General features: G+C 33.1%; 11 protein-coding genes. 7 read left to right on the top strand and 4 right to left on the bottom strand.

What is annotated here, in order from left to right:
* Positions 1-15 precede the first annotated feature (15 nt).
* From NLJ00_RS10675 to NLJ00_RS10655, 5 genes are all read left to right on the top strand, one after another.
* Positions 16-207 (top strand): hypothetical protein, encoded by a 192-nt coding sequence (locus NLJ00_RS10675; protein WP_256637150.1) that lies wholly within the window; start codon positions 16-18, stop codon positions 205-207.
* A complete protein-coding gene (locus tag NLJ00_RS10670; RefSeq protein WP_180857744.1) occupies positions 204-725 on the top strand; it encodes a hypothetical protein in 522 nt (173 codons plus the stop codon). The genes NLJ00_RS10675 and NLJ00_RS10670 overlap by 4 nt, the downstream gene beginning before the upstream one ends.
* Positions 726-2,279 (top strand): ATP-binding protein, encoded by a 1,554-nt coding sequence (locus NLJ00_RS10665; RefSeq protein ID WP_256637149.1) that lies wholly within the window; start codon positions 726-728, stop codon positions 2,277-2,279.
* A gap of 422 nt (positions 2,280-2,701) precedes the next feature.
* Complete coding sequence (locus NLJ00_RS10660; protein WP_256637148.1) at positions 2,702-4,135, top strand: sensor histidine kinase; 1,434 nt, start codon at positions 2,702-2,704, stop codon at positions 4,133-4,135.
* Entirely contained in the window at positions 4,125-4,526 is a 402-nt protein-coding gene (locus tag NLJ00_RS10655) for a response regulator (protein WP_180858484.1), read from the top strand. The genes NLJ00_RS10660 and NLJ00_RS10655 overlap by 11 nt, the downstream gene beginning before the upstream one ends.
* Here NLJ00_RS10655 and NLJ00_RS10650 read toward each other — a convergent pair.
* The 3 genes from NLJ00_RS10650 to NLJ00_RS10640 form a co-directional block, all read right to left on the bottom strand.
* On the bottom strand, positions 4,518-5,897 hold the full coding sequence (locus NLJ00_RS10650; protein WP_256637147.1) for a C40 family peptidase: 1,380 nt from the start codon (positions 5,895-5,897) through the stop codon (positions 4,518-4,520). The genes NLJ00_RS10655 and NLJ00_RS10650 overlap by 9 nt on opposite strands.
* 398 nt (positions 5,898-6,295) lie before the next feature.
* Positions 6,296-8,560, bottom strand: coding sequence for an aconitate hydratase (locus NLJ00_RS10645; protein WP_053472293.1), 2,265 nt, complete (start codon positions 8,558-8,560; stop codon positions 6,296-6,298).
* 121 nt (positions 8,561-8,681) lie between these two features.
* Positions 8,682-11,453, bottom strand: coding sequence for a bifunctional aconitate hydratase 2/2-methylisocitrate dehydratase (locus tag NLJ00_RS10640; RefSeq protein ID WP_256637146.1), 2,772 nt, complete (start codon positions 11,451-11,453; stop codon positions 8,682-8,684).
* A gap of 423 nt (positions 11,454-11,876) precedes the next feature.
* On the opposite strand from NLJ00_RS10640, the gene NLJ00_RS10635 reads away from it, so the two are divergent.
* Positions 11,877-14,372: an XrtN system VIT domain-containing protein gene (locus NLJ00_RS10635; RefSeq protein ID WP_256637145.1), complete on the top strand. Its 2,496-nt coding sequence runs from the start codon at positions 11,877-11,879 to the stop codon at positions 14,370-14,372.
* Positions 14,372-15,613, top strand: a complete 1,242-nt coding sequence (gene xrtN / locus NLJ00_RS10630; protein WP_256637144.1) for an exosortase N — start codon at positions 14,372-14,374, stop codon at positions 15,611-15,613. The genes NLJ00_RS10635 and xrtN overlap by 1 nt, the downstream gene beginning before the upstream one ends.
* A gap of 335 nt (positions 15,614-15,948) precedes the next feature.
* Here xrtN and NLJ00_RS10625 read toward each other — a convergent pair whose 3' ends face one another.
* Positions 15,949-16,902 carry an AAA family ATPase gene (locus tag NLJ00_RS10625; protein WP_180858494.1) on the bottom strand — a complete coding sequence of 318 codons (954 nt, stop codon included), beginning with the start codon at positions 16,900-16,902 and terminating at the stop codon, positions 15,949-15,951.
* Positions 16,903-16,906 lie beyond the last annotated feature (4 nt).

Raw genomic sequence — 16,906 nt, 5'->3', positions numbered from 1 at the left:
TCAAAAAAATCAATCATGACAAAAATAATTTTAGATAATCATTCAGAAGAATCTGAAGATAAAATGCAAGAATTGAAAAAAGAAATCAGCATTAAACCAAATCTTTTTCAAGGCAGAACGGAAGCCGAATTACAGAACGCAAAATTCCCAGAATGGGATATTACACCTCCAAATCAATTCATTAATCCCAGAATTAAAGCTCAATGATAAAGGGGCCGACAACATATTCTGAATGGGTAAATCTACTTAATCAATTCGCACATGGTGATGATTCGGTTTTAGATCAATTGAACAACGGAACATTTTTAATTGATGCCGGAACTGCAAATCGTTTCTATTCTAAAGTTGAAGAAGTATATAAAAAAAGAAAACAAAATTGGCTGGATAAATTTCAAAGATCTTTTCAATTACAAAATCTTAAAACAGAGAATGACTTTGAAATTGCCTTAAGAAACGGAAAACAAAACCTTATTTTGCTGAACCATTTTATTAGTATACAGGGCTTCCCTGAAGATTTAAGAAAAACATTAAAAAAAGATCTGGAGGATTTTATTACTGAAATTAGAACGTCATTAAAAAAGAATAATTCTAACACTTCAAAAAATGAAAAAATGCTAATGTTACTGAATTCTTTTCAATTCAATACAATCTCTAATGAAATCAAGTCAGATCAAAAAAATAATAGTGAAATAACCGCTTCAACGGGCAGAAAAATAATATTCTAGATGGCAAATAAATCAGAATTTAAAACTTCGCTTTTGCGAATGTTTAGAGCAAGAATACCTTTTATATCTATTAGAAGTATAGAGCGAGCAAGAGTGCTGGAAGTTATTCAACAATTAGCTGAAGAGATCAATATTCCCATTTACTACCATAATTTATCTCAGGGAACTATTGATATAAAAACAAAAAAAAGTGTCAACGATGATCGCTCAGTTGCCGGAGGTCTGGACTATGCCGTTCAAAATATTTCGCAAAGACAAAATTTGACATTTGTTTTTACTGAAGTAAGTGATATTGAAGATGATAATTTAGTTTCGAGACATCTTTATGATTGTGTAGTTCAAGCTATTGAAAGAGGCGGAAGTATTTGTTTAATTACCACCAAATCTATTTGGCCTCAATTACAGCGATTAGGAATGACCATTACACTGGATACGCCTAACGAAGATGAAATGTTAGAAGTTGTTAAAGAATGTGTTACTCCTTATAAAGGTTCTATTCCACTCGAATGGGATGAAACAGATTATAAAATGGCTGCAGCTATTTTAGCAAATATGACCAAAATAGAGGCCGAAAATGTTTTAGCTACTCAAATGGCCAAAGGTTCTTTAACCAAAGAAGATATTAAAGAATTAAGTAATGCCAAAGACAAATTATTTAGTGATATATCAGGTCTGGAAAAGGTGAAAATTGATTCTTCTACTCTATCTGTTGCAGGATTGACGGGATTACAACATTGGTTAGATAATCAAAAGCAACTTTTAACAGCTGACTTAAAAGCGAGAAAAATGCGGCCTCCAAGAGGAGTTTTACTTGTAGGAGTTCCTGGATGCGGTAAGTCTTTATCTGCCAAATTTATTGCTGCAAATTGGAACCTTCCATTATATCGTCTCGATCTTGCCGCTATTCACGGACAATATCTCGGACAATCTGAAAACCGACTAAAAGAAGCGTTAGCATCTGCAGATAATGCCGCGCCTTGCGTATTGTGGATTGACGAAATTGAAAAGGGTCTTTCTGGTGCAACTGGGTCAAGTGATGGCGGGACCTCAACAAGAATGGTTGGGCAGTTTTTGTTTTGGCTGCAGGAAAGTATGGCAAAAGTTTTTGTAGTATCTACAGCAAATGACGTTAGTAAGTTGCCTCCTGAACTATTACGAAGAGGGCGTTTTGATGAGTTATTTTTTGTTGACTTACCCGGAGATATGGAAAGGAAAGATATTATAAATCTTTATATAAATCGTAATTTATTAACCCAGCCTTCACCAGATACATTAAATCAGCTTGTTGAAATTTCAGATGGATTCGCTGGCTCAGATATAGAAGGTGCGGTAAGAGATGTTGCCATTCAGGCTGTAATTCATGGAGACAATCTTGTAGATGATAATCTTTTTGAAAAATGTTTTAAAAACATTGTTCCACTAAGTAAAACTGCGCCAGAAAAAATTGAAGCAATTAGAATCTGGGGGCGAGAAAGAGCAGTGCCTGCATCTGGAGTTTCCTGGGAAACTTCATCTAATGACAGGATCACAGGAAAACGTTCTATTATTATTTAAATTGATTAACTTTTACATCTAATACTAAGCGCATTAAAATTCATTAAACTGCAAATATTTTTGCAGTTTTTTTATTTTGCATTATTAAACAAAAAATCATACTTTACTATAACATTTTTCGTCAAATAAAGTAATAATCAAATAGTGGTTTTAAATTTACAATTATTTAAAACAAACATAATATTTTAATTATCAATTATTTAAATATTAAATACAAAAATTAACAAGAAAAAAACAACCGCTTGTAAAAAGATTCATATTTTTTACTAAATTTGGTTAAAGACTCCATAAGTCTTAAAATTTAAGTATTTTTATTAACAATTGTTCATTTTTAATCTTTAAAATAGTGAGCCTCAAAACTATTATAAAGAAAGAAATATACAAGCTTGATTTAGACCGGATATTAATATTAACCTACTAATATGAAAATCATACACAAGATTCGATCTTTAAAGAGCTTTCGCCTGCCTAATGTTTTTATTTTAATTTTGATCGTTTTTATTTCATGTGCATTGCTAATTTGCATCAACTTTTTTACGATTAAAATATTATCTGCTAACAGGGCATATGTAAACGGAGAATCTCATTACTCTAAAGGACAAAAAGATGCTTCGCTCCATCTTATTACTTATCTATATAATAAAGATCCCAATCAGTATAAATTATATTTAGAAGAACTAAAAGTACCTCAAGGCGACGGAATTGCGAGAAAAACACTTTTAAAGGCCGGCGACAATAAAGTAGCAAGGCAGGGTTTTACTATTGGCCGAAATCATAAGGATGATTTAGACGATCTTGTCTGGTTGTTTGTGAATTTTAAAAATGTTCCGTTTTTAGCGAAGGCTATTCATGAATGGGAAGAAGGAGATGCTTTAATCGAGAAACTATTTATCATTGGAACTCAGGTAAATGCTAAGATCCAGCATAACTCTTTAACTGTTGCTGATCAAATAAAATTTCTTCATCAAATAAGCAGTATTAGTGCCAAACTTACTATTAATGAACGAAATTTTTCGAGTACACTGGGAGAAGGAACCCGTAAAATCAAAAACCTGCTCATTATTACTAATATTATTTTCACTTTAATAATCATTTTAAGCGTTTGCTCTTATTATTCGATAATGGTAAAACGTTTAATTGTTTCAAAAAAAGAAATTGAGGTTAAAAATGAAAATCTAATTTTAGCCAATAACGAGTTAGACCGTTTTGTATACAGCGCTTCGCATGATTTAAGATCGCCCATAACTTCTTTAAAAGGTTTGATTGAAATTACGCAGCTCGAAGATGATATTGATCAAATAAAAGATTATCTGCGGTTAATGTATCAGAGTCTTGCGAAACAAGATCAATTTATCAGCGATATTATTGACTATTCTAAAAATAAACGGAAACAAATTATAATGGAGCCTGTAAGTCTGCAGGAAATCTTTAATGAAGCCATTTCGCAATTAATGCATATTGAAAATGCCAGTAAAATAACTTTTACACAGGAATTATTAGTAGATCAAATTGAAAGTGACGGTTTGCGTTTAAAAATCATTATCAGCAATTTACTTTCTAACGCTATCAAGTATGCTGATAATACTAAACAGGAAATGTTTATTTCGATTAAAACTTATATTCATGAAGGCTTTAACAAAATTGAAGTATCTGATAATGGAATTGGAATTAATGACGACTGCAAGGATTATATTTTTGAAATGTATTTTGGAACCAACAAAAATAAAGGTTCAGGATTAGGACTTTACATCGTTAAAGAAGCAGTAGAAAATATTAAAGGAAATATTTCGGTATTTTCTGAAAGCAATATTGGGAGCAAATTTATCGTAACAATACCAACTTCATATGGAGCTTAAACCTTCATTTCTATTAATTGAAGACAATTTAATTGATCAGCTTGTTACCAGAAAACTGCTGACAAAAGTTCTGGATATAGATCAGGTTTTTGTTGCCAATAATGGCCTTGAGGGCTTGCAGTGGATTATTAAAAATAAAAAAATCTGCCACTCTTTAATTATCTTATTAGATATCCAGATGCCAATAATGAATGGCTTTGAATTTCTGGATATATTCGAAACACTAAATGAAGAAATTAAAAACGAAATTCTGATTTTCGTAATGTCTTCCACTCTAGATCAGGAAGAAATTAAGCGTATAAAAGATAACATATATGTGAAGGATTTTTTAACTAAACCCTTTCCAATTGAAGAATTAAAAAAGCAGCTTACCAGCTATTTCTTATTCTAGAATACGGTTTATTTGTGAAAAGGCTCTTTGGTAATAAGCTTCTTTAGTTGAAGAAATCATAACACCTCCATGGGTCGAAGAATGCACAAATTTGATTTCACCATCAGTATTTTCAACTACCATTCCAACATGATTAATTTGGCGTCTTCCGTTAGTTTTAAAGAAAATTAAATCTCCTTTTTGTGCTTCTGTAGTAGCTACTTTTGTTCCGATGCGAGATTGCTCGATGGAACTTCTTGGTAGTTTTATATCAAAATTTCCGAAGGTGCAGAACATCAAACCAGAACAGTCAAAACCTGCTTTTGTAGTTCCGCCAGAACGGTAACGGGTACCTATATTTTCTGTTGCGTTTAGAATTAATTGATCAACTAAATCAGCGTGATTGCCGTTATAAACAAAAGTTGAATCTCTTTTAATTACTGTATTATCTGCAATTTGAGTTGTAGGCGCAGTCGTTTGGTTTTCTAATTGAGGTACAGGAGAACTTACTGAGCCAGCAGCATCTGCTTTTTCTTTGGTTGTCCTTATTTTTAAAACGTATCCAACTGGAAGTTTTCCTTTAATAAACGGATTTTGGCGTTCTAATTCTTTTACCGTTATTCCGTATTTTTTTGCTATTGCGTATTTTGTTTCTTTAGGCTGTACCTCAACGACAATATCAACATCTGTTACCGGAGTACTTTCAGGTTTTTCAGTAGTCTGAGTTTGAGACACAACAGGAGTATCTTTTATATTTTGATCTGTTTTTCCTCCAGAAGGACGAATTTTCAACATGTAACCCACTCCTAAATTCCCTTTAATAAAAGGGTTTTGGCGTTCTAATTCTTCAACCGTTATTCCGTATTTCTTGGCTATTGAAAATTTTGTTTCTTTGGGCTGCACTTCAACTACAATTTCTCCGTCTTCTGCCGGAATAATTTCTGGCTTTCCTTCATTGATTTTAACTGTATTTTCTAAAACTGCCTGAGCTTTTGACGGAATATTAAGCTGCTGTCCTATTTTTAAACCTTCTGTTTCTAACGTTGGATTTGCTTTTTTTAAATCTTCAACAGAAACATTGTATTTTTTAGCAATTCCCCAAAGTGTTTCTTTTTGTAAAACCTCATGTGAACCAGGAGTATTATTGGCAATTGTTTGGGGAGTATTTTGTGAAGACTTTGCGTTTTTATTCGGAATTAATAAAATCGAATTGAGTTTTAAAACTTTAGGTGCATCTGGATTTGCTTCTTTAATATCTTTAGCTTTTAATCCGTATTTTTTAGCAATTACAGTAAGGTTTTCTCCTTTTGAGATTTTATGTTTGATAAATTTTTCCTGAGAAAAAGCTCCAACACTGAAAAAAAACAATACTATAATTAATCTAAAAACCATATTTACCTATTAAAGTTTATTACTCCTTTTTTTAAGTTTAGATAATATTTTAAACTTAAAATGCGCGAATATATTACCTAAAAAGGCGAATTTAACTCATTCAAGCACAAAAACCATTTTTTTTAACAATTAATTTACTTCAAATTAACAAGAAAACCTCGGCTTTAACCTTAACTTCTAGTCTATCTGACAATTACATTTTTTCTCCTTAATTGTAATTTTTAATATAATTTTCATTTTAAAACCTGATGCGCTAGCCCAGATGGAAGCGGCATCCTTTTTATTTTTTCTTTAAAAATAAAAAGATATAGCGAATCCCGAAGTTTAGGGAGATTAGCTCCTAATAAAAAACGCCCTGTTTACACAGAGCGTTTTTGGTATATAATAAATCTTAAAGATTAAGCTTTTCCAGCTGCAATTAAGTTTAATGCAGAACCTGCAACGAACCATCCAATTTGTCCGGCGTTGTAAGTATGGTTTGCTAAGATTATATCTTTTGTACCATCTGCATGAACGAATTCTAATGTTAATGGTTTTCCCGGAGCGAACTCAGTTAAATCAGTAAAATTGATTGTATCATTTTCCTGAATTTTATCGTAATCTGCTTCGTTTGCAAAAGTTAATCCTAAAAGACCTTGTTTTTTAAGGTTTGTTTCGTGGATACGAGCAAAAGATTTCACTAATACTGCTTTAACACCTAAGAAACGAGGCTCCATAGCCGCATGCTCACGAGATGAACCTTCACCATAGTTATGATCTCCCACAACGATAGACGGAACTCCAGCGGCTTTGTAAGCACGTGCAACTGCAGGAACAGCATCGTATTCTCCTGTTAATTGATTTTTAACCGAGTTTGTTTTTTGGTTATAAGCATTTACAGCTCCAATTAACATATTATTAGAAATGTTATCTAAGTGTCCGCGGAAACGCAACCATGGTCCAGCCATAGAAATATGGTCTGTTGTACATTTTCCAAATGCTTTGATTAACAATTTAGCGCCTGTAATGTTTTTTCCATCCCAAGCATCAAACGGAGCCAATAATTGCAAACGCTCTGATGCAGGATTAACTACTACCTGAACGCCTGAACCGTCGGCAGCCGGAGCCTGAAATCCTGGATCTTCGGCATAGAAACCTTTAGAAGGCAACTCGTCTCCTGTTGGAGCATCAAGCATTACTTCTTCGCCGTCTTCGTTAATTAATGTATCTGTTAATGGATTAAATCCTAAATCACCAGCGATTGCCATTGCAGTTACTAATTCTGGAGAACCAACAAAAGCTAATGTATTAGGGTTACCGTCTGCACGTTTTGAGAAGTTACGATTGAAAGAATGAACGATTGTATTTCTTTCTTCTTTTTCTGCCCCTTCTCTATCCCACATACCAATACATGGTCCGCAGGCGTTGGCAAAAACAGTTGCTCCAATTTTATGGAATGTATCAATAAATCCGTCTCTTTCGATTGTAGAACGAACTACTTCAGAACCCGGAGTAATCGTAAACTCAGCTTTTGTTTTTAAGTTTTTATCTGCAACTTGTCTTGCTAAAGATGCTGCACGAGAAATATCTTCGTAAGATGAGTTTGTACAAGAACCAATTAAACCAACCTGAATTTGTAATGGCCAGTTATTTTTGATTGCTTCTTCTTTCATTTTAGAAATTGGAGTAGCCAAATCTGGCGTAAAAGGACCGTTTAAGTGCGGCTCTAATTGAGACAAATTGATTTCAATAACCTGATCAAAATATTTTTCCGGGTTTGCGTAAACTTCCGGATCTCCGGTTAAGTACGAAGCCACTTTATCTGCAGCCTCAGCAACATCAGCTCTGTTTGTAGAACGCAGGTAACGACTCATAGAATCATCATAACCAAAAGTTGAAGTTGTAGCTCCAATTTCAGCACCCATATTACAAATAGTTCCTTTACCAGTACATGACATAGAAGTTGCACCTTCTCCAAAATATTCAACGATTGCACCAGTTCCTCCTTTTACAGTAAGAATACCGGCAACTTTAAGGATAACATCTTTTGGAGCTGTCCATCCTGATAATTTACCAGTTAATTTAACTCCAATTAGTTTAGGAAATTTAAGTTCCCAAGCCATACCCGACATAACGTCTACGGCATCAGCTCCACCAACACCAATAGCTACCATTCCTAAACCACCTGCATTTACAGTGTGAGAATCGGTACCAATCATCATTCCTCCAGGGAAAGCGTAGTTTTCAAGTACTACTTGGTGAATAATTCCGGCTCCCGGTTTCCAGAAACCAATTCCATATTTATTAGAAACCGACGATAAGAAATCGAAAACTTCGTTACTTTGTGTTTTTGCTCTGGCCAAATCGGTTGCAGCGTCTACTTTTGCCTGAATCAAGTGATCGCAGTGAACTGTAGTAGGAACTGCTACTTTAGATTTTCCAGCGTGCATAAATTGCAATAATGCCATTTGAGCCGTTGCATCCTGACATGCTACACGATCTGGTGCAAAATCAACATAATCAACTCCTCTTCCAAATGCCTTTGTTGGATCTCCATCCCAAAGGTGATTGTATAAAATTTTCTCCGTTAAAGTAAGTGGACGACCAACAATCTCGCGTGCTTTGTCAACACGACCCGGCATGTTCTCATACACTTTTTTAATCATTTCAATATCAAAAGCCATAAGTTATAATTGTTTTTGTTTTTTTTATTTTGAACATGACAAGTTACAAAAAATAGAAGTGCCAGAAAAGAAAAAGCCCGAGTTTATCACTCGGGCTTTTAAAATATTAATAATCGTAAGATTACATTACTAACGATTTATTTGAAGGCGCAAATTTAGTTAAGTTGATACCGTCTACAGCCGTTGTATATTCAGCTAATGTTGGAGTTCTACCCAAAATTGTAGATAAAACTACAACCGGAGTTGAAGAAAGCAATGATTCTCCTTTTTTACCATCTGCATCTTCTACTACTCTTCCTTGGAAAAGACGAGTTGAAGTTGCCATTACTGTATCTCCTTTTGCTGCTTTTTCCTGGTTACCCATACAAAGGTTACATCCCGGACGCTCTAAGTATAACATGTTTTCATATTCTGTACGTGCTGCACCTTTTGGAGCATTATCGTCGAATTCGAAACCTGAGTATTTTTGTAAAACTTCCCAGTCACCTTCTGCTTTAAGCTCATCTACGATATTATAGGTAGGCGGCGCAACAACAAGTGGAGCGTTGAATTCAACTTTTCCATTTTGTGCTTCTACGTTTTTCAACATTTGAGCAAGGATTTTCATATCTCCTTTGTGAACCATACAAGATCCGATAAATCCAAGATCTACTTTTTTCACTCCACCGTAAAAAGATAAAGGTCTGATGGTATCGTGCGTATATCTTTTAGAAACGTCAACGTTGTTTACATCTGGATCAGCAATCATTGGTTCAGAAATTTGATCTAAATCAACCACAACTTCAGCATAATATTTAGCATTTGCATCTGGAGTTAAAGCTGGTTTCTCTGCTGATTTAATTTCTGAGATTCTCTTATCTGCTTTGTTAATTAACCCCTGAAGAACGTGTTTCTCATTATCCATACCTTTATCGATCATGATCTGGATTCTGCCTTTTGCAATTTCCAATGATTCTATTAAAGTATCATCTTCAGAAATACAAATAGAAGCTTTTGCTTTCATCTCTGCTGTCCAGTCTGTAAATGTAAAGGCCTGATCCGCAGTAAGCGTACCAATGTGAACCTCAATAATTCTACCTTGGAAAACATTTTCTCCACCAAATTGGTGAAGCATTTGCGCTTGTGTAGCATGAACCACATCACGGAAATCCATGTAGCCTTTCATATCTCCTTTAAATGTCACTTTTACAGATTCCGGAATTGGCATTGAAGCCTCTCCAGTAGCAAGAGCTAGAGCAACAGTTCCTGAGTCAGCACCAAAAGCAACACCTTTTGACATTCTTGTATGAGAGTCACCACCAATAATGATAGCCCACTCGTCAATAGTAATATCATTAAGTACTTTATGGATAACGTCTGTCATTGCATGATAAACACCTTTTGGGTCACGAGCTGTGATCAAACCAAAATCGTTCATGAATTTCATCAATTTTGGAATATTTGCCTGTGCTTTTTTATCCCAAACCGAAGCCGTGTGACAACCTGATTGGTATGCACCGTCAACGATTGGTGAAATTACTGTAGCAGCCATAGATTCTAATTCCTGAGCAGTCATAAGACCTGTAGTATCTTGCGAACCTACGATATTAACTTCTACACGAACATCAGAACCAGCGTGTAATACTTTACCTGCAGGCACACCAACAGCATTTCTGTTAAAGATTTTCTCTACAGCTGTAAGGCCTTGTCCTTCAATAGAAATTTCTTTTGATGGAGCAAAAACCAGAGGAGCTTCAACATCTAAAATTTTTGCTGCTAATGTTTGAAGTTTTTTACCAAACACGATAGCGTATGAACCACCAGCTTTAATGAATTCCATTTTTTGAGGCGTAAATGCCTTAGAAATATCAATTAATTCCTTATCGCCATTATAAAGTTTTTTCTCTTTAATATTGATTGTTAAAACTGTACCTGTTTCAACAGAATAGGTTTGCTCTAAAATTGGTTCGTCATTTTCATTACGTAAAACGTTACCATTTGCATCAACTTTTTTAACCCAGTTTTTAAGGTCTAAACCAATACCACCGGTAACATCTACAGTTGTTAGGAAAATTGGAGAAATTCCGTTTGTTCCACCAACAATTGGAGCGATATTAACGAATGGGATATATGGGCTTGCTTGTTTTCCTGTCCAAAGTGCCACGTTATTTACACCTGACATTCTAGAAGATCCTACTCCCATTGTTCCTTTTTCAGCGATCAACATTACGCTTTTATCAGGATGTTGTGCTTGTAAAGCTTTAATTTCTTGCTGTGCCTGAGGCGTAATCATACATTGGCCGTGAAGTTCACGATCTGAACGTGAGTGCGCCTGATTACCCGGAGAAAGCAAATCTGTTGAGATATCACCTTCACCTGCAATAAAAGTAACCACTTTAATTTCGTCAGCTACGTCTGGAAGTTTTGTAAAAAACTCAGCCTGAGCATAACTTTCAAGGATTTCTTTTGCAACGGCATTATTATTTTTGAATGCCTCTATTAAACGGTCTGTATCAGCCTCATAAAGGAAAACTTGTGTTTTAAGAACTTTAGCTGCTTCTTTTGCAATAGCAATGTCATTTCCTAAAGCTAAATCCAGCAAAACTTCTATAGAAGGTCCGCCTTTCATATGTGATAATAATTCAAAAGCAAAAGCTGGTGTAATTTCTTTAACTACAGCTTGCCCCAGAATAATTTCTTTTAAAAACTTGGCTTTTTCACCAGCAGCGCTTGTTGTTCCTGGTAAAGTATTGTAAATAAAAAACTTAAGAGAATCTTCTCTGTACTCGTTATCTAAATCTTTAATTTGTGCAATAATTTCGCTTAATAATTCAGCGCTATCGATTGGTTTTGGGTGAAGTCCCTGATTTTTACGTTCTTCAATCTCTTGGATATAATCCTTATAAATATTCATAATTAAGGCAGATTTATTTTTTTGTTCGCAAATTTAATCATTAATGCGGATAATTAAAAATAATATAATAGAAGTCGCCTTTTCAAAAATTATTATTGTTAAAAAACGATTTTCACTGCTTGTTTTTGTCAAAATATCAATTTTGTATTAAAAAAATGAATTATTGATATTTTAAAATCTTTTCTTTAACAAAGTCGAAATTTGGTGTTATAAAGTAAGTGAGATTTTACCTCTATTTTCATGAAGAATTGTTCTAAATAAACAATTATAACGTTATAGTTGCGATTTTTGACGTCTGTTTTCAGTCTTTTTCCCGAGTTAAAGTTTTATCAAATTTCACATTAAAAAAAAGCATCTAAAATATTTGTAATTCAATTTTTCTTTTAACTTTGCAATTCAAAGTTCTTTCAAAAACACAAAACTATGAAATACAAATTAGAAAATGCGAACGATTACATTAATCAAATTGGTGTTGGCTTTAGCATCTTCACCAGTTTATTCAGTGGCTTTTTTTTATTGATTTTATTATTAAATGAAAACACTAAATTTTTCGGTGCTGGAGCATTGGGCACTCTTACATTAATAATGGAGTTTATTTACGGAGTTACCGTTACATTTCTTATTCTTAGAAAAAGGGAAAAATATCTTCATTTAACTCCTTTTCTTATACTTAACTGGTTTATTGGATGTTTTTGCCTAAATACTTTCGTGCCTATATTTGAAGATCTTCCGTTCTGGGTTTATCTTATCTCTTTGCTCTTTTTTATTAGTAATTTTTTCATTTACCAAAAACCACAAGAAAATAATTTTACTCTTTCTGTCTTTTTTATAAATGGATTATCTTATAGTTTAATATTGTATTTCACATTCTTTCTATTACCCCTTACACCTTTTGCCTTCGTCGGAATTTTATTATTAGGAATTGGTTTTTATGCATTAGTCCCTTTACTAGTTTCCATTATTCACATAGCAACTATAGCTCGTTATTTTCAGGAAAACAGAAAACATTTGATTTCATTCATCGCAGGTTTTGGATTTATTTTAGTTCTCTTATTTTCTTTTGTTGTAATTCTTGACAGAGAAAGCAGGCTTATTAATGTTAGACGTCCCATCAGTTCCTTTACTTCAAATGAAGATTTACCTAATTATATTAAAATATCACAAAGTCTTGAGCCTAACTTTTTTAATGAAATTTTACTCAAAAAAGACATCGTTTATACTGGCCCTGAAAAGTACTTTGATTATGATCTTGGTTCTTTTGGAATTGAACAATTTAACGAAAGAAAAGTCCACAATCCTTTTATTACAATAGCTTACATTTTCTGTGAAGATCTTAATCTGAGTCAAGACGACCGAATTAATATTCTTAAATCTAATTTTGACAAACGATTAGAAACCGAAGAACATTTGTGGAGTGGTGAAGATTTGATTACCAAAGACATCAAAGAAGATGTGAAATTATATCCAGACAGCAGGCTTGCTTATACAGAAATCACCATGAATATTGCCTGTGAAAAAGATACATGGAGAGATCAGGAAGCTATTTATTCTTTCCAGCTTCCTGAAGGTTCTGTTGCAACATCACTTTCATTATGGGTAAACGGTATTGAAAGAAAAGGAGTTTTAACGACAAAAGAGAAAGCTGAAAAAGCATACAAACAAATTGTTGGTGCAGAAAGTCGCGATCCATCTTTAATGCAATGGCGAGAAGGAAACAAAGTTGTTGTGAGGGTTTTTCCTGTAAACTATAAAACACCAAGAACTTTTAAATGCGGCTTCACTACTCCTTTAAAAGTTGAAGATAATAAATTGAAATACGAAAGCCTTTCTATTAAAGGTCCAAATATTTCAAATGCATCTACAATTTCAAGAATCCAGATGACAGGAAAAAGTGATGTAGAGACAAGTAAGAATTTTAAACTGCAAAATAATTTCTATATCAATAAATCAAAAGGTCTTGATGACTGGGAGGCAATAATACCTTTAAGTAAAATATCGAAATTAAATTCTTTTGCCTGGAAGGATAAAATATATGAGGTAAAAGAAAGTCAAAAAATAAACATTCCTTTTAATGCTTCAGAAGTCATTTTAGATTTAAACAGCAGCTGGACTTTAAACGAAATAGAATCATTTGTAAACGTAAAAGGAAAACAATTTTATGTGTATGATGACAAGGAGAAAAAAGCAATAAACAAAGAAAACTTCGAAACTGTTTTTCTAGATTTCAAATACTTACATTATTCTTTATTACCCTTATATACAATCAAACAAAATAGTTTGATTATAACCAAATCCGGAAATTTTTCTGCAAATTTTGAAGAACTTAAGGAATCTGAATATTTAAAAAAGATTCGAAGTCAGACTAAATCACAAAATCTGAAAGTTATTAATATTTCCGGAGACATTAATCCGTTTTGGCAGACTGTAAAAGAGCAAAAATATGTAGATTTTTATCAGACAAATTTCAAAAATAGTTTAAAAATGCTGGAAGGAAATTATTTCATTAAGTATAAAACTGCTGATAATGTGGTTAATATTGAACCTTCAAACATTTCGATTCAGGAAAAACCAAAAGACAGTATTTCTAAAAGTAATGGACCAAATCATATTTACAGAATGTACGCTTTTGGGAAAGTTCTTGAGGAACAAATTAAAATTCAAAACGATACCTTAAGTGCTAATAAATATGTAACACTTGCAAAAGACGCTAATATTGTTACTCCAATTTCGTCTTTAATTGTTTTGGAAACTGATGCCGATTATGAAAATAACGGAATTGAGAAAAATGAGGATACTCTTGGAAACGCTTCGATTAAAAATGATGGTGCGGTTCCGGAACCTCATGAATGGATAATGATTATTATTGGGCTGACTACACTTTTATTTTACTATCAAAGAAACAAAAAACAAAAAGCTTAATGAAAGTTTTACTGCAGTCACACGCCAAATTAATTGCTATTCTTGCTATAATCATGCTCTTAGTTCTAAACTATAGTATTGTATCGACAGGATTAGACAATAATTTTTTTGGTGTTATATTTTCTATTTTCCTATTTCTTTACGCAGGAAGAAAAACTGCTTTAAGGATAAGTTATCCGCTGCTTGGATTAATTTTTTTATTAGAATTTATAAGCTTCAGACTGCATACAAAGTCATTGCATTTTCATGCTCTTTTGTTATTTGGATGTTTTGTTTATTACAGCTTTACCCAAAAATTTTCTTTTATTGCTTTTATCTGTCTCTTTTTGTTTTCGTCAATTTTTGATCAGTTATTCAATTATTTAACTGTCGAAATAAAACAGGCACTTTGTTACGGAGTATATTTAACATTAAAAAACTTCATTCCGATAACTAAAATTGAAGGCGTTAATTTTTATATCAATAATGCAAAAATTTCTATCGATACCGCTTGTATGGGTTTGTCGATGTTTAAAACGGGATTATTATTTGGAGCTTTTTTATTGACTCTAGAAGAACGTAAAAACCAAAAGTATTTCAACATACTGCAAATTTTATTGTTTTGCTGTATAATAGTAGTTCTGAATATTATCTCCAATTATTTCAGAATTATCACTTTAGTTTTATTCAATTGTACCGAAGAAAATATACTGCATCACACTATTGGAATTATGTGTTTTGTATTTTATCAAATTGTTCCTCTTTTATTTCTAATTCGTTTTTTTCATCCTAAAAAAGAAAGCATAACCAGCAATTCATTTTTGCCAAAACTTTTGCCAATGATAATTGCGACCGGAATATTGTTTATTACTAGTTTAGAGCTTAAAAAGGAACAAAACTATTCGCTGTTAGAAAATCTCAATCCTAATTATAATATTAAAAAAGGGGTTTGGATCAATAATGAAGTTTTTAAGATTGCATCTCCAGAAACTTTAACTTACATAAAAACACCAATTCACAAACCTTTAATTTGCTGGACAGGAAACGGATATAAAATCATTGAGTCTAAAGAAATCATGAGAAGCAATGAAAAAATATGGCTCACGAAATTAGAAAAGAATAATATTCGATATTTCTCTTATTGGTGGTACGAATATGACAATAAAAAATACACGTCGCTAACAGAAGTTTTACTGCTAAAACTTTTTCACAACAAAACGGTACGACTGATAAACGAAACAAGTATTAAAGAATTAAACTAAAAAAGAGCAGCCTTAAAAGTCGAGACAGCTCTTTTACTAAAATTATCTTGTTAGTTTTTAGCGACTTATTGTCCACTTTTTGATATCCTATTATCATTCCGTAGGAATGTTTCGTAGGTAGAAAAAAAATAAAGATCATACACATTTGCGTTCCGTAGGAACGCTTGATAGGTCTGATTATTAAAAAACAATGTCAATCAAACGTTCCTACGGAACGTAATCCATTATGCCAATATAATTTTCTACCAATGAAATGTTTCCTACAGAACAAGGAAATATGTAAAATAAAAAAAGGCTGTCTCAACTTTTGAAACAGCCTTTTTTTTAGATATATCTTACATCAGCTTTTTAATAATAACTTCTTCCGTTATTCCTTCAGCGTCTGCTTTGTAGTTTTTAATAATTCTGTGGCGTAAAATTCCGGTTGCCACGGCTTTAACATCTTCAATATCCGGCGAAAATTTACCATTGAAAGCTGCGTGGGCTTTTGCTGCTAAAATCAAGTTTTGCGAAGCTCTCGGCCCTGCTCCCCAATCCAGATAATTTTTAACAAAATCATTTGACAAAGCATTATCAGGACGTGTTTTACTTACCAGAGTTACCGCATATTCAATAACATTATCGGCAACAGGAATTCTTCTTATTAAATGTTGGAAATCAATAATTTCCTGCGCTGTAAATAATGGGTTTATTTCTACTTTATTATCAGATGTAGTTTGTTTTACAACTTTTACTTCTTCTTCAAAAGTTGGATATTCTAATTTAATCGCAAACATAAAACGGTCTAATTGTGCTTCCGGCAAAGGATAAGTTCCTTCCTGCTCAATTGGGTTTTGTGTTGCCAGTACAAAATAAGGTAAATCTAATTTATAGTTTTGTCCTGCAATTGTAACCGAACGTTCCTGCATTGCTTCCAATAAAGCTGCCTGCGTTTTTGGCGGCGTTCTGTTGATCTCGTCAGCCAAAATGATATTAGAAAAAATTGGCCCTTTTATGAATTTAAAATGTCTGTTTTCATCTAAAATTTCACTTCCTAAAATATCCGAAGGCATTAAATCCGGTGTGAACTGAATTCTTTTAAAATCTAAACCTAAAGCTTGAGATAAAGTATTAATCATTAAAGTTTTTGCCAAACCAGGAACTCCTATTAAAAGAGCGTGTCCTCCAGAAAATATACAAAGTAAAATTTGGTCAACAACGGCATCCTGCCCTACAATGATTTTTGCTATTTCGTTTTTTAATTCGTTGCGTTTCTGAACTAAGTTATGAATTGCTGTTACGTCAGACATTTAT

Origin of the sequence: Flavobacterium panici (genome assembly GCF_024499525.1) — a bacterium.
In the GTDB taxonomy this organism is placed as follows: domain Bacteria; phylum Bacteroidota; class Bacteroidia; order Flavobacteriales; family Flavobacteriaceae; genus Flavobacterium; species Flavobacterium panici.
Note: the sequence above shows the minus strand (reverse complement) of the source record. Positions and strands in the feature narration are given on the sequence as shown.